This window comes from Streptosporangium sp. NPDC005286 (genome assembly GCF_040607515.1).
Lineage (GTDB): Bacteria > Actinomycetota > Actinomycetes > Streptosporangiales > Streptosporangiaceae > Streptosporangium.
In genome coordinates, this window is the sequence record NZ_JBEXGU010000032.1 from 1 (window position 1) to 14,917 (window position 14,917).

Consider the following 14,917-nt stretch of genomic DNA (forward strand, 5'->3'; position numbering starts at 1 on the left):
GTACGGCCATGGCCGTACCGCCCGGAAAACGCCAGGAAGGCGAAAGGCGTTCTCAGCGGTTGCGGTGTGACTCGTAGCGCATGGTGCGCGAGACACCGATCCGCACGGTGGTGCCGGGCATGATCGTAACCGGCTCGTTCGGCGGGATGTCGTAGAAGTTGGGGTCACCGGGCGGCTGGATCTGGGTGCCGTTGACAGATCCCAGATCGACCAGGTTGACGTCCCAGCCGTCCAGCGCCACCCGCAGATGCCGGCGGGAGACCGAGCCGTCGGGGCTGGTGACCTTGGCCGGGCGCACAGAGCCGTCGGCCACCTCGGGTGCCCGCTCGGGGTCGCGGCCCACCAGATAGTCGGTGTCGAGCCGCAGCGTGAGGCCGTCGTCCAGGAGCAGGACCCCCAGCGGCGGACGCGGACCCTTGTAGGGAACGAGGGTGCGCTGGACCAGTGCGATACCGCAGACCGCGCAGTAGGGCACGCGAGGGTCATTGAAGTGGTCGTTCTTGCAGTCGACCCCATAGACCAGCGGCCGCGCCTCGGGTTCGGCCCCGGAGTTCGGCGCGGGCGCCGGAGACTCGGCCCCGGACTGTGAACCGCCGGGCGTCAGCAACTCGTACTCGAACGGCTGGTCGCGGACGTCGATGGGATCCCCGCCCATCCCGCTGGCCCTGGCCGTGTCGATGTCCTCGTGACGGACCTCTTCATGGTGGACCATCGCGGGGGCGGGTCCGGTGGAGGGCATCGGCCCCTGCGGGGAGGCCGCGGGGATCGGCTCGGAGTGCCACGCCTGCGGCTGTGGCTCCATCGGCGGCGGGGCGGTGACCGGCGGATAGGGATCCGCCGGGCCCATCGGATAGGGCTCGGCCGGGCCCAGGGGGTAGGGCGCCGGCGGGGCGCCCTCCGGAAGGGCCGACCACTCGGGGGAGGCCGGCCGCTCGGGTGGTGCGGGCATCGGGGTGGGCTCGGGGGCCACGGGCTCCATCCGGGGCGCCTGGTGGACCTGTGACGCGGCGGGCTCCATCCGCGGCATGGCCTGCGGGGCGGCCCCCACCTCCGTCAGGTCGCACCAGACACCGCCCGCGACGATCACTCCGGCGTCCAGCCGGGACAGCGGGTGCGCGGCCCCGGCGTCGGGCAGGCTCAGCTCCACCCGGGTCACCGGGCCGGGAACCAAGCGGTCGGACCAGGTGAGCGCGTCACGCCCGGCGAGCTGGATCTCACCGGCCGCGCCGGTCACCGCCGCGAACGCCGGGCCGCTGACCAGGACGGCCACTCCCCCGCTGACCGGACCGGCGACGGCACACGCCACCGGCTCACCGATCACGACGGCGAGGATCTGGGCGACCCGGCGGGCCAGCGCCCGGCCGTCGCCGCCCGAGGCCGCGGTCTCCCGCAGCGCCCCCAGCAGATCCTCAACGACGGCCTCGGCCGCGTCGCACACCAGCAGCAGGCCGCCCACATAGGCCACCAGCCCGTTGCCCGGAAGCGGACGCACCACCCCGAAGCCCTGGTCGGTCACAGAACTCTCCCTCCCCGGAAACGCCACCGGATGAACGGCACCCGCATGGGGCCGTTCGTCACCAGCCAGATGCATACCCAGACGACCGTGAAGTGCGTCCAGAAGGCGGCCGGCGGAACCGGATCGATAACATCGACTGCACCGGACCGTAGCAAAAAGTACAGCACAAGGCCTTCGGGCACGAGCGTCAGCAGGCCGAACAGGGTCGGCCAGTCCTTCTCCCATCTGAACTGCATCAGGAAGTGATATATCAGCTCCCAGACGATCCCCAGCACGGCTACCGCCGCGAGGACCAGGAACCCGTTGACGTAGCGCTCGGAGAGCGGCCCGGAGGAGCCGGGAAGCACCGGCACGATCAGCAGGGTGATGATCGCGCCAACGGTGGCGAGCATGAAGAGGCGCGTCTGAATACGGCCCCACAGAGTCGGAACCACGGGGGACTACTCCTTACACCGACGAGTTGAAGGCCCATTTGAACCACTGCGAGGTCGAGCGCAGCGGTCCCATCTTTTTGACGAACCCTCGTCTTGCCAGATCGTCGGCTATCTCCTGAGCCGCGATCTGCAGGCCGAGGAAGGTGTCGACACCCGGGAAGTAACCTCCGAGCGTGGCCGATCCCGAGGCGTAGAGGGCACCGTCACCATTGGCCGTCCCCTTCACCTCGAAGTGGCGCTCCACCTCGAGCCTGCCCACCGGATTGCGGAACGCCCCACCGTGCTGGAGCAGGTCCGCGAAGATCCGGTGCTCGGCGATGTCGGCCTCCAGGCCGGTGCAGTCGATGATGTAGTCGGAGACCGGCTCGCGGACGATGCCGTCGCTGCTGCGCACGTAGCTGACCAGTCGCCCGTCCTGGCTGTGCTCCACGCGGTCGACGGTGCCCTGCACAGGGTGGTAGTAACCGCCACTGCGCCCCGCGCGCATCTGCTCCTGCCAGTGCCGCCGGTAGGGGGTGTTGGTGCCGCCCATCTCCTTGTACTTCTTCGCCCGGTCGGTGCCCTCGAGCTTGCGCATCTGCGCCTTGAGCTGACCGCCCCACACCGACTTGGGGTAGTTGAAGCCCTGGTAGGCCCAGCCGTCCCCGCCCTTGCGGCGTGACCAGATGTGCGCGCCGTGGGAGCCGCTGACGAACGTGCGGAAGATGTGGATGATCTGGGTCTGCAGGCCGTACCGCGCCCGATCGTCGAACAGCCGCTGGAGCACCCGGGAGGCGACGATGCCACCGCCGCGAATGACCACGGTGCCCGGCCTGGTCTTCAGGAACTCGTAGACCTGCTCATGCGGCTCGTAGGCGTTGACGACGTGCTGGTAGTCACCGTGCTTGGTCCGGAACTCCTGCAGGTCGGGCAGGAACTTCAGGCCCGGGTAGCCGATCGCGATGTGCACGAAGCGCGAGCGGAAGATGATGCGCTTGGTCGCCGCCGCGCCGTCCGGCGGGGTGACCACCGTGAAGTAGCCGCCGCCGGCCCGGCGGCGGACCATCCGCACCTGTCCCTTGACCAGCATGTCCCAGTAGTTGATGCGTTTGGCCTCGCGCTCCAGGTTCTCGAAGACCGTGCCCGCGCGCGGGGTCCAGTAGTCGTTCATGATCGGCTCGGTGAGGATCTGCCACAGGTACGACGGCTTCTTCTCCTTCCACGCCTCTTCCAGGGCGTAGGAGGGGAACCCCCACAGGTTGTCCGGGCGAGAGGAGGAGTCGGAGCGGATCCGCTCCCCACGGGGGATCTGCGAGCACCTGGTGAGGAACTCGTAGGTCTGCCATGGGTGATCGATATTGGAGACCACCCGCATCTGCGAGGTGGGGACGCCGTAGATCCTCAGATAGTCGAGCGTCACGAAGGAGCCCATGCCGCCACCAACCGTGAGGAAGGGGATGTCGTACATGGGTATGCCCGCGGCGGCGACCATCTGGTCGGTCCATTCGGGCGCGCCGAGGAGATCCGGCGTCAGATCGCCGGCCGGAGCCGGCGTGTGGGGGGGTGCCAATTGACGTCCCTTAAGCTACATGGCCAGCCAGTTCACTAGCCAAAACCCTAGTCCTGGTACGAGCCGAAAACGAGTAGGACAAACAGGGATGATTTTCCCTGGTCGTCCTGTCTTCGGCGAGTATTCAGTGAGACGCCTGCAAGTGACATGTGGTTCGCTTAAACTCCGCTGAACACTCGATTCACGTCAGACGTCGCGAGCACACCGAAGATCTCGCCACCACGCTCCACCAGGAGATACTCACCCGCCGGGGATTCACGCATGGCGTCGATCAACGGCTCCCCCTCCAGGTCGGCGGCCAGCACCAGCGACGGTTCGAGGCTGCGCGAGAGCGAACCCGTCGTCACCCAGGGGCGGCGGCTCTCCGGAGTGGCCTCCACCGCGACCTCGTTGACGATGCCCGTGGGGTGGCCCTCATGGTCGACGACCACCATCGCCCCCGCCTGCGCCTCCGCCGCCCGGCGCAGGGCCTCGGCCAGCGGCACGTCACCGGTGACCGCGATGGCCCTCCTGGCCAGGGCGCGGGCGTTGACCTTGGGGATGCGGGCGCGCACCTGGGCACCGCGCAGCGCCTGGGTGGCACCGAACCAGATGAAGGCGGCCAGCAGCACCGACCAGGCGAACGTCATGTCCGGCGCCGACCTGGTCGCCAGCGCCAGCCCGATGGGGATCGCGACCAGGGCTACGGCCAGCCCCCGGCCCGCCCAGGCCGCGGCGATCGTGCCCGTACCGGGCTTGCGGGTGATCTTCCAGACGCCCGCGCGGAGCATGCGCCCCCCGTCGAGCGGCAACCCCGGCAGCATGTTGAAGACACCGACGATCAGGTTGGCGAACCAGAGCTGGAAGACCAGGACGCCAGGGATCGTTCCGGGGTCGATGATCCGGGAGGCGGCGAAACCGAGCCCGGCCAGGCCGAGCGAGAGCAGGGGGCCCGCGAAGGCCACCATGAACTCCCTGCCGGGCGTCTCCGGCTCGCGTTCGATCTCCGAGACGCCGCCGAGCAGGTAGAGCGTGATGCGCCGGACCGGCAGGCCGTACATCCTGGCGACCACGCAGTGCGCCAGCTCGTGCAGGAGCACCGAGACGTACAGCAGCACCGCGAAGACGAACGCGACGACGTACGTGATCGGGATGCTCAGTTCGGGCAGCCAGTAGGCCACCACGCCCTGGAACGAGTAGGTGATGAACGCCGCCACGATGAGCCAGGTCGGCGAGACGTAGACCGGAATGCCGAACGGCCGGCCCATCCGCAGCCCTGAACTGTCCCGGCGTGGGCTGTCGCTGCTCACCGCTGGCTCACCACTCCTCGTTCAACCCGTGTTCAATCCACCCTCAAGCCTCGATGGTACGCGCCGCCGGACCTCCGGCAGACGCCACGAGGGCACCTCGGGCGCAAACTGTCGTCACCGTGACCTACAGTGCGGTCATGTCGCTGACCGAGCCCACGATCATCGGAGCCCTGTCGCCGTCGCGGGCGGGTGACTTCATGACGTGCCCGCTGCTCTACCGTTTCCGGGTGATCGACAGGCTCCCCGAGCCTCCGTCGCCGGCCGCCGTGCGCGGCACGATGGTCCACTCCGTGCTGGAACGGCTGTACGACCTGCCCGCCCCCGATCGCACGGTCGCCGCGGCCCAGGACCTGCTGGAGCCGCAGTGGCACAGGCTGCAGCAGGAGGATCCTTCGTATGCCGGCATGTTCACCGGTGACGACGACCGCGCCGAGTGGCTGGCCCAGGCCCGCGTCATGCTGGAAAGTTACTTCACCCTTGAGGACCCCACCTGCCTGGAGCCCGCCGAGCGGGAACTCTACGTGGAGGCGGTGCTCGGCAGCGGCCTGATGCTGCGGGGCTACATCGACAGGCTGGACGTGGCGCCCAGCGGCGAGGTCCGCGTCGTCGACTACAAGACCGGCAGCGCCCCGGGGCCCGCCTTCGAGGCCAAGGCGCTGTTCCAGATGAAATTCTACGCGCTGGTGCTGTGGCGGCTGCGCGGCTCGGTGCCCCGCCTGCTCCAGCTGATGTATCTGGGAGGTGGCGGCGAGGTCCTGCGCTACGCACCCGACGAGGCCGACCTGCTGGCCACCGAGAGGAAGGTCCAGGCCCTGTGGCAGGCCATCGAGCGGGCGCTGGAGACGGGTGAGTGGCGGGCCAGGCCCAGCAGACTGTGCGGCTGGTGCAGCTACAAGGACCTGTGCCCGGAGTTCGGCGGCACTCCCCCACCGGTGCCCGAGCGCCAGCCAGGCGACACCGTCCGCAGCAACCGCCGTCCTGCCAAGACCTCAAGGGCCGCCACCGACGAGCTGTAGCGGCTGTGTCGATCGCGACACTGCGCGTCGCGGTAAGGACGCTTGAACCCGCCCAACGTCACAAGAGGCGCCGTTGACCCGCCCCAGGAAGCATCCCTGGGATGTGCCCGTGATCTGACCTTTAGGAACTTCCGTGAGGCCGCGCCGGGGACTGGACTGAGGAGCGAAGGAGCGAAGCGGATGAGCGACGAGGGAAGGAGCCGGATCCCAGCGGCCGAACCGCGACGCGCAGCGTCGCCAACAACAGGTGTCGCAATTGGCACAGTCCTACGTGTGGATGAGGGGGATATCCGCCTGTGGCAGGGTGGCTGGGCAGGAAGGGCACCTAAGTTGGTTGTGTGCGCAACACCATCGGTAGCCTGCGGGCCTGGTTCCGCGGGCATCCGCTGATCCCTGATCTGCTCCTCGGGGGGACGCTGGCGGCCGCTTCGGTTCCCTTCGCCCGCGTCGCCCAGGTTTTCGGCGATCCGGCCCGTCTCGGGGAGCCGGACGCGATGAGCCTCGGCCTGATCGTGACCGGTTGCCTGTCGGTGGCGCTGCGCCGCCACTGGCCTTTCCTGCTGCTCTGTCTGGTCTGCCTGATCGAGATCACGCTGGCCGCGGCGGGACGGAACCCCTCCCTGCTCTGGCTCGCCGCCCTGGTGCTGGTCTACACGATCGCCGTCCGGCGCGGCCTGGCGGTCAGCCTGTGCGCTCCCGCACTGGCCCTGGCCGGCCACTTCCTGTCTGCGGCGGCCGGCGGCGGGCTTGGTGAGTGGAGCACCCACCTGCTGATGGTCGTCTTCGCCGTCTCCCTGTGGATCGCCGGCCGGAACGTGCGGCTGCGCCGGGCCTACCAGGCGGAGCTGCACGACCGGGCACGGCGCATGGAGCACATCCGGGAGGCCGACACCCGGGCGGCCAGGGCCGAGGAGCGCTCCCGCATCGCCCGTGAGCTGCACGACGTGGTGGCCCATCACGTGAGCGTGATGACCGTCCAGGCCGCCGCGGCACGCCGGGTGCTGGCCGGAAACCCCGAGGGGGCCCGGGAGGCCCTGTCGGCGATCGAGGAGCTTGGCCGGACCGCGATGTCGGAGATGCGCAGCCTCGTGGGCGTGCTCAGAACCGACGCGGCGCCCGCCGAGCGCAATCCGCAGCCGGGGATGCGTGAGATTCCCGCCCTGGTCGACCAGATGCGCGAGGCGGGGCTGCGGACACAGCTGTGGATCGAGGACGAGCGCGGGATCACGGGGGCGCTGCCGCCCGGGGTCGACCTGGCCGCGTACAGGCTGGTGCAGGAGGCCCTGACCAACAGCCTGCGGCACGCGGGGCCGCAGGCACGAGCCTGGGTGACGGTGCGGCACGAGTCAGGCGAGCTGGCCGTGCGGGTCACCGACGACGGCCTCGGCCAGAAAACGGGCGAAACGAGCGAGGGGGCGACCGGTCACGGACTGGTGGGCATCCGCGAACGCGTTGCCCTCTATGGTGGACTTCTGAGGATCGGCCCACGTCCCGAGGGCGGATTCGAGGTTGATGCCCGGTTCCCCCTCAAGGACACATAATGACGATCAGAGTGCTGCTGGTGGACGACCAGCCACTCCTGCGCACCGGTTTCCGCCTGATCCTCGAGGCCGAACCCGACCTCACCGTGGTCGGTGAGGCGGGGGACGGCAAGGCCGCGCAGGACCAGTCGCGGGCACTGCTGCCCGACGTGGTGCTGATGGACATCCGGATGCCGGGCGTGGACGGCATCGAGGCGACCCGCCGGATCGTACGGGAGGCCGCCGGAGGTGCGCACGTGCCCCGGGTGCTGGTGCTGACCACCTTCGACCTGGACGAGTACATCGTGGAGGCGCTGCGCGCCGGAGCCAGCGGCTTCCTGCTGAAGGACGTCCCGCCGGAGGAACTGGTACAGGCCATCCGGGTGGTGGCGGCCGGCGACGCCATCGTCGCGCCGAGCATCACCAGGCGGCTGCTGGACAAGTTCGGCGCACACCTGCCGACCCACCGGCAGTCCACCCCCACTCGCCTGGAGCGGCTGACCGAGCGTGAGCTGGAGGTGCTCAAGCTGATCGCCAAGGGCATGTCCAACGCGGAGATCGCCGCCGAGCTGGTGGTGAGCGAGACGACGGTCAAGACCCATGTCGGCAACGTGCTCACCAAGCTGAGCCTGCGCGACCGCGTCCAGGCCGTCGTCCTCGCCTACGAGACCGGTCTGATCACCCCCGGCTCGCCTCCCTGACCCGGCACCCGGCGCGAACGGGTGCGCCCGCGCACCGACCGTCACCACGGCGAGTGCGCGGGCCTGGGCCGGGATCGGTCAGTCCGAGACGGCCTGCAGGGGCGGCTGCTCCTTGGAGGCGTTCTCCGGGAAGTGACAGGCCACCTGGTGGCCCGCCGCCAGCTCTGCCAGCGGCGGTTCCACGGTCTTGCAGATCTCCTGGGCCTTCCAGCACCGGGTGTGGAAGCGACAGGCCGGCGGGGGGTTGAGCGGGCTGGGCACGTCGCCCTGGAGGCGGATGCGCTCGCGCCCCTCACGCCGCTTGACGTCCGGGATGGGGACCGCGGACATCAGCGCGGTGGTGTAGGGGTGCATGGGCGACTCGTACAGGTTCTTACGGTCCGCCAGCTCGACGATCTTGCCGAGATACATGACCGCGACCCGGTCGCTGATGTGCCGGACCACCGACAGGTCGTGCGCGATGACCACGTAGGTCAGGTCGAGCTCGTTCTGCAGGTCTTCCAGAAGATTGACGACCTGGGCCTGGATCGACACGTCCAGCGCGGACACCGGCTCGTCGGCGACGATGAGCTTGGGCTTGAGCGCGAGCGTGCGGGCGATGCCGATGCGCTGGCGCTGGCCACCGGAGAACTCGTGCGGGTAACGGTTGTAGTGCTCGGGGTTGAGACCGACCAGGGCGAGGATGTCCTGGACTTCCTTCTTGATCCCCTGTTCGGTCTTGATCCCCTGGATACGGAACGGCGCACCGACGATGGCGCCGACCGTGTGGCGGGGGTTGAGCGAGGAGTAGGGATCCTGGAAGATGATCTGCATGTCGCGCCGGAGTGGCCTGATCTTGGGCTGCGACATGTGAGTGATGTCGTGGCCCTCGAAGACGACCTTCCCGCCGGTCGGCTCGATGAGCCTGGTGATCATGCGACCCGTCGTGGTCTTGCCACAGCCGGACTCGCCCACCAGGCCGAGGGTCTCCCCCTTGAGGACGTCGAAGCTGATCCCGTCAACCGCTTTGACCGCACCGACCTGGCGTTTGAGCAGGCCCTTGGTGACTGGGAAGTGCTTCTCCAGCCCTTGCACTGACAGAATTGGCTCGGTCACAGACTTTCCGTTCGTCGAACGCGCGTCTCGCTCGCTCACGAGGACTCCAGGTTCACTTTGATCTCGTTCTCCCAGATGTCCCGCCTGACCTCGTAGGGCAGGTGGCACCGGACCAGATGGCCGCCGTCACTCTCGAGCAGCTCGGGCACCTCGGTGCTCGACTTCCCTCCGGTGCGGCCGGCATAGGCACAGCGCGGGTGGAAGGCACACCCGGTGGGCAAGTTGATCAGCGAGGGGGGACTGCCCTTGATCGGCAGCAGCCGCTCGGTCCGCTCCCGGTCCAGACGTGGCATCGATCCCAGCAGGCCCCACGTGTAGGGATGTTCGGGCCGCTCGAAGATGTCCTCCGCCGTGCCGTACTCGATGCCCTTCCCGCCGTACATCACCAGGATGTCGTCCGACAGCTCCGCGACGACACCCAGGTCGTGGGTGATGACGATCAGCGCGGCGTTGAAGTCACGCTGCAGGTCACGCATCAGGTCCAGGATCTGTGCCTGGACCGTCACGTCCAGAGCCGTGGTCGGCTCGTCCGCGATCAGCAGTTCCGGATCGCAGGAGAGCGCCATGGCGATCATCGCGCGCTGGCGCATGCCGCCGGAGAACTCGTGCGGATAGCTGTCGACGCGCTTTTCCGGCTGCGGGATGCCCACCCGGCCCAGCATGTCGATGGCGTGCTTGCGCGCGACCTTCTTGCTGACCTGGTGGTGGATCCGGTACGCCTCCACGATCTGCGCACCCACCGTGTAGAAGGGGTGCATCGCCGAGAGCGGATCCTGGAAGATCATCGCCATCTTCTTGCCGCGCAACGTCCGGACGTGGTCGGCGGAGGCGGTGACGAGTTCCTCGCCGTCCAGCCAGATCTCACCGGAGATCTTCGCCCGGCCGCCCTTGTGCAGGCCGAGGATGCCCAGCGAGGTGACGCTCTTGCCGGATCCGGACTCGCCCACGATGCCGAGCGTCTTACCGCGCTCCAGCTGGAAGGAGAGCCCGTCGACGGACCTGACCAGGCCGTCGTCCGTCGGAAAGTGAATCCGCAGGTCCCTCAGTTCGAGAAAGCTCGACGGAGCGCTCATCCCAGCCTCACCCTCGGGTCGACCACCGCGTACAGCAGGTCGACGATCAGACTGGCCAGCACGACGAAGAGCGCCGCGACCATGGTGACACCCATGATCTTCGGAAGGTCGTTCGTCACGATGGCCTGGACGGCGTAGTCACCGATGCCCTTCAGCGAGAACGTGCTCTCGGTGAGCACCGCGCCACCGAGCAGCAGGCCGAGGTCCAGACCGAAGATCGTCAGGATGGGGGTCAGCGCGGCGCGCAGGCCGTGCCTGACGACCACCCTGGACTCCTGCATGCCCTTGGCCCTGGCCGTGCGAATGTAGTCCTCGCTCATGGTCTCCAGCATTCCCGCCCTGGTCAGACGCGCATAGGACGCGGCATTGAGGAATGCGAGGGTGATCCATGGCAGGAGGAGGTTGTAGGCCCATTCCGCCGGATTCTCCAGGAACGGCGTGAAGCTGCCGCCCGGCGCGGTGATGCCTAACCCGTAGCTGAAGACGACGAGGGAGACGATGCCGGTGAAGAAGATCGGCAGGGAGACCCCGGCGAGCGCGATGCTCATCGCCGCCCGGTCGAAGATCGTGCCTTTTCGCAGCGCGGACAGCACGCCTATCGCGACGCCACTGAGCAACCAGATGACCGACGCGCCCAGGGCGAGCGAGAAGGTCACCGGGATGCGATCCACCAGGTCGGGCCAGACCGGCTGCCTCTTGATGAAGGAGTAGCCGAAACAGGGAGCGGGGCACTCCTCGATGGCGGCGCCGGTGTCGAACTCCGAGCCGACGAAGACACCTGAGATCCAGCGGCCGTACTGCACGGGAATCGGATCGTTGAATCCGAGTTTTTCCGCCGTGACCGCGATCATCTCCGCGTCGGCGGATCTGCCCATGTAACGGCTGGCGAAGTCCTCAGCCGTGGCACCCGCGATACGGGGAACCACGAAGAAGATCGAGAACGTGACCATGCTCACGATGACGAGCATGAGCACCGCGCCGATCAGGCGCCGGATGATGTAAGTGACCACAGTCCCCCCGGCTCCAGGGGCCGGCCTTGTGGGCCGGCCCCTTCAAGCCTCGACTAACTGAACAGGATTTCCGACGGTTACTGGACGCCCAGGTTCAGGTAGTCGTACATGTCGAACGCACCGGTGACGAAGACGTTCGTCGCGCCCTGGGGACGGACGAGGACGCTCTTGGACCAGACCGAGGGCAGCACGTAGGCCTGCTCCATGACCCTCTGGTCGATCTCGCCCCAGAGCACGTCACGCTTGGCGACATCGGTCTCCGTGAAGATCTGGTCGATCTTCGCGTCGATTTCCTTGTCCTTGATGCTCATGTTGTAGTTACCACCCGACGCGCGGATGGTGCGGCTGTCGACGATCTGCGACATGAAGCCGAAGCCGTCGTTCCAGTCGGCGCCCCAGCCGTTGGTGGCCAGGCCGATGCCGTTCTTCTGCACGAAGTCCGGCTTGCCGGCGTAGAGCGCGAAGTAGTCACCGGTGGGGTAACCCTTGAGCTCCAGCTTGATGCCGACCTTGGCCAGCGCCTGCTGGAGCGACTCGGCGGTCGCCTTCTCCTTGGGACGGTCGGCGCGGTAGGCCATGACGGTCTCGAAGCCGTCAGGCTTGCCACAGGCGGCGAGCGCGGCCTTGGCCTTCTCCACGTCGCCGGTGCCGGACGGGTAGAGGTCCAGCTTCTTCCAGCCGCCGATCGACGGCGGCAACAGACCGGTCGCGATCTCACCGCCGGCGAACTCGCCGCCGTAGGCGTTCTGCAGACCCACCCGGTCGGCGCCGTAGATGATCGCCTTGCGGCACTCCACGTTGTCCAGCGGGGCCACGTCGGAGATGATCGAGGTGTACCAGGTGCGGGCGCCGGTGGGGTTGTCCGCCCGGGCCTTCAGCGCCGGGTCGCTCAGCACGCGACCGAGCGCGGCGGGCTGGACGCCCGAGCCGGCGAGGTCGATGTGCAGGTCGCCGGAGAGGATCCGGTTGTCCAGGTCGTCGGCGTTGACACCCAGGGAGACCTCGTAGCTGTCCGGCAGCGCCTTGCGGATCGGGTCGGTCGCCGGGTCCCAGTGCTCGTTGCGGACCAGGGTGTACTGCTTGCCGGCCTCGACCTTGTCGAACTTGTAGGGGCCGGAGGCCACCACGTGCTCGCGGTACTTGACGCCGGTGTCCTTGTCCTTGGGAACCGGGATCGTGCCGGGCAGGGCCGCGAAGTTGTCGAAGCCGCCGTAGGCCTTCTTCAGGTGGAAGATGATCGTCTGGTCGTCCGGCGTCTCGATCGCGGAGTCGGTGTTGACGTCCGGGGTCTTGTAGACGCTCTTGAAGTCCTTCGGCAGGTCCAGCCAGTCGTTGAAGTACGTCGGGCCGTTGACCAGCGTCTCCTTGTCCATGGAGCGCAGGACCGCGTACTTCACGTCCTTGGACGTGATCGGCGTGCCGTCCTCGAACTTCAGACCGGCGCGGAGCTTGTAGGTCCAGGTCTTGCCGCCGTCACTCGACTCGCCCAGGTTCTCGGCCAGGTCGGGGGAGAGCTTTCGGCCCTCGGCACCGGGAGCCGGGGTGTAGGTCACCAGCGAACGACCGTAGATCCGGACAAAGTTCCAGGAGAGCGCGTAGTAGGTGTCACCGGGGTCCACCGAGTCCCAGTCCTCGGAGATGGCCAGCTTCAGGACGCCCCCCTTCTTGTCAGAAGGGTTGAACACCGCCTCGAGTCCGGCGTTGAACGCGTCCGCGGCCGCCGGCGCGGCCGACGAACCATCGGCCGGCTTCGTCTCGCTGCCGCCGCCGCCACAGGCGGAGAGCCCCAGTGAGAGAGCGGCACCCGCGGCCGCGAAGGCCAGTGCGGATCTCTTGTTCATTTACTTGCACCCCTTGTTAATTCCAGGAGAACGGGAGGTTGAGGGTCAGCGGGACGATTTCGGGTCGAGGGCATCGCGCAGCCCGTCGCCGAAGAGATTGAAGGCCAGCACCGTGATGAAAATCGCCATACCGGGGAAGAACATGAAATGCGGCACGTTGTAGAACTTCACCGCCTGCGAGAGCATGCCTCCCCAGGTCGCCGTGGGCGCCTGGATACCGACTCCCAGGAACGAGAGTGCCGCCTCGAACAGGACATTCGTCGGAATGAGCAACGTCGCGTAGATGAGAATCGGCGCGATCAGATTCGGCAGGATCTCACGGAACAGGATGTACGGTCCGCGGGCGCCCAGGCTACGGGCGGCGTCGACGAATTCGCGTTCCCGCAGTGACAGCGTCTGGCCTCGGATGATCCTGCCGATGTACGGCCAGTTGAAGAAACCGATCACGAAGATCAGCAGGCCGATACGCAGCGTGTCGCCCTTCACCCCGAGGCTCTGCTCGAACTGGCCGAGGACACCGACCAGGGCCATCGCGAAGACGAGGAGGGGGAAGGCCAGGAAGACGTCCATCGTGCGGCTGATCAGGGTGTCGGCCCAGCCACCGAAGTAACCGGCCATCACGCCCATGACGGTGCCGATGACCACCGAGAGCAGGGTGGCGAGGACCGCGATCAGCAGCGAGATCCGCGCTCCGTAGATAACCCTGCTGAAAAGGTCGCGACCGTTGACCGGTTCCACCCCGAACAGGAACTCCCCGCCGATGCCCGTGCCGCCCTTGGGCGTCATGGTGGAGGTGTCGATCATCTCCTGGTGGAACTCGTTCGGCGGGTGACCGAACAGGCCCACGATCAGCGGAGCGAAGATCGCAATGACGATCAGCAGAACGACCACGCCGGCACCGACGAGCGCGACCTTGTCGCGTTTCAGATGCATCCACGCGATCTGCCCGAGCGAGCGGCCTTGGACGGCCTTCACGCCCGCTCCCGCGAGCACTGCCTCCGGCGAGACCTCGGTGGTCTTACCGGGGGCGTCGAGCGGTGCGGTCATACAGTTGGCCCCCTGGATCCCAGACGACGTTGTCCGTCAACGCGTTTCCCGGGTCGGGTAGCGCGCCGTAAGTCTACGGGCCAGTAGTTCGTGGCCCCGTGCGCAGAATCTATGGGCTGAACTGCGCTGACCAGTCCTCTGGGGCGCTATGTGGCTTAACTGTGATTCACGTGAAATTCATTCGTTCTGATCTTGGAGCTAATGTCCGGAAGCCGTTCCGCTTCTGTCTTGGATTCGTGACATGGGAATGAGCCGATTACTCAGCGTCACCCGATCCCGCGACGCTTGAGGATGTCCTCGATATCGGAGAAGTCGTCGTCGGCGGCCGGCTTCGCGGCGGGCCCGGAGGCGGGCGCGGGCGCGGGCTTGTGCTTGGGCAACGGCTGCGTGGCGGCCGTCGCGGCCCCGCCCCGCCCGCCGGGGCCCGCCGCTGCCACAGCGGGCACAGCGGACGCGGAGGACACCGGGGGCGCTGAGGACGCCGGGGACGCCGCGCCCCTGAGGCGGCGGCCACGCAGGAACCCGGAGACCAGGAAGAGCACCACGGCGAGTCCGGTCACCGCCACCCCGGACCACACCACGGGGTTGAACACCAGACCTGTGAGGAAACCGATGATCGCCGTGCCGATCTGCCACAGGGTGGGAAGCGCGCCGGTCAGAAAGGCGGCGACGGGTAGCAGTGACCAGGCCGCGGCGCGTAACCCCGCCGCGACGCCACGGCGCCGCATCAGCAGGAAACTCAGCACCAGCCCCACACCGGTGACCCCGGCGCAGAGCGGCAACCACGCGATCTGATTGAACGACACAGCGGACCGCCCCTCATGTT

Annotated in this window: 13 protein-coding genes; 3 read left to right on the top strand and 10 right to left on the bottom strand. The window is 67.7% G+C overall.

Annotation, left to right across the window (positions count from 1 at the left end; translation table 11 throughout):
- Positions 1-52: 52 nt before the first annotated feature.
- From ABZU75_RS14630 to ABZU75_RS14645, 4 genes are all read right to left on the bottom strand, one after another.
- Positions 53-1,516, bottom strand: coding sequence for an FHA domain-containing protein (locus ABZU75_RS14630; protein WP_355553925.1), 1,464 nt, complete (start codon positions 1,514-1,516; stop codon positions 53-55).
- The gene (locus ABZU75_RS14635) at positions 1,513-1,950 is read right to left on the bottom strand and encodes a hypothetical protein (RefSeq protein ID WP_350919207.1); all 438 of its coding nucleotides are present in this window, start codon (positions 1,948-1,950) and stop codon (positions 1,513-1,515) included. The genes ABZU75_RS14630 and ABZU75_RS14635 overlap by 4 nt, the downstream gene beginning before the upstream one ends.
- A 13-nt stretch (positions 1,951-1,963) precedes the next feature.
- Positions 1,964-3,499: a hypothetical protein gene (locus tag ABZU75_RS14640; protein WP_355553930.1), complete on the bottom strand. Its 1,536-nt coding sequence runs from the start codon at positions 3,497-3,499 to the stop codon at positions 1,964-1,966.
- 158 nt (positions 3,500-3,657) lie between these two features.
- On the bottom strand, positions 3,658-4,746 hold the full coding sequence (locus ABZU75_RS14645; protein ID WP_355554086.1) for a site-2 protease family protein: 1,089 nt from the start codon (positions 4,744-4,746) through the stop codon (positions 3,658-3,660).
- 179 nt (positions 4,747-4,925) lie between these two features.
- Here ABZU75_RS14645 and ABZU75_RS14650 point away from each other — a divergent pair, with 179 nt between their 5' ends.
- From ABZU75_RS14650 to ABZU75_RS14660, 3 genes are all read left to right on the top strand, one after another.
- Positions 4,926-5,804: a RecB family exonuclease gene (locus ABZU75_RS14650; RefSeq protein WP_350919201.1), complete on the top strand. Its 879-nt coding sequence runs from the start codon at positions 4,926-4,928 to the stop codon at positions 5,802-5,804.
- A 338-nt stretch (positions 5,805-6,142) separates the two neighbouring features.
- A complete protein-coding gene (locus tag ABZU75_RS14655) occupies positions 6,143-7,345 on the top strand; it encodes a sensor histidine kinase (RefSeq protein WP_355553935.1) in 1,203 nt (400 codons plus the stop codon).
- Positions 7,345-8,025, top strand: coding sequence for a response regulator transcription factor (locus ABZU75_RS14660; RefSeq protein WP_350919440.1), 681 nt, complete (start codon positions 7,345-7,347; stop codon positions 8,023-8,025). Before ABZU75_RS14655 ends, ABZU75_RS14660 begins: the two co-directional genes overlap by 1 nt.
- Positions 8,026-8,103: 78 nt before the next feature.
- On the opposite strand, the gene ABZU75_RS14665 is transcribed toward ABZU75_RS14660, so the two are convergent.
- From ABZU75_RS14665 to ABZU75_RS14690, 6 genes are all read right to left on the bottom strand, one after another.
- Positions 8,104-9,120 carry a dipeptide ABC transporter ATP-binding protein gene (locus ABZU75_RS14665; RefSeq protein WP_355553939.1) on the bottom strand — a complete coding sequence of 339 codons (1,017 nt, stop codon included), beginning with the start codon at positions 9,118-9,120 and terminating at the stop codon, positions 8,104-8,106.
- A gap of 35 nt (positions 9,121-9,155) precedes the next feature.
- Positions 9,156-10,193 (bottom strand): ABC transporter ATP-binding protein, encoded by a 1,038-nt coding sequence (locus ABZU75_RS14670; protein WP_355553942.1) that lies wholly within the window; start codon positions 10,191-10,193, stop codon positions 9,156-9,158.
- Positions 10,190-11,203: an ABC transporter permease gene (locus tag ABZU75_RS14675; protein ID WP_355553945.1), complete on the bottom strand. Its 1,014-nt coding sequence runs from the start codon at positions 11,201-11,203 to the stop codon at positions 10,190-10,192. Before ABZU75_RS14675 ends, ABZU75_RS14670 begins: the two co-directional genes overlap by 4 nt.
- A gap of 77 nt (positions 11,204-11,280) precedes the next feature.
- Positions 11,281-13,044: an ABC transporter substrate-binding protein gene (locus ABZU75_RS14680; RefSeq protein ID WP_355553948.1), complete on the bottom strand. Its 1,764-nt coding sequence runs from the start codon at positions 13,042-13,044 to the stop codon at positions 11,281-11,283.
- A gap of 45 nt (positions 13,045-13,089) precedes the next feature.
- Entirely contained in the window at positions 13,090-14,091 is a 1,002-nt protein-coding gene (locus ABZU75_RS14685) for an ABC transporter permease (RefSeq protein ID WP_355553951.1), read from the bottom strand.
- A 266-nt stretch (positions 14,092-14,357) separates the two neighbouring features.
- The gene (locus tag ABZU75_RS14690; RefSeq protein ID WP_355553953.1) at positions 14,358-14,897 is read right to left on the bottom strand and encodes a cellulose synthase; all 540 of its coding nucleotides are present in this window, start codon (positions 14,895-14,897) and stop codon (positions 14,358-14,360) included.
- Positions 14,898-14,917 lie beyond the last annotated feature (20 nt).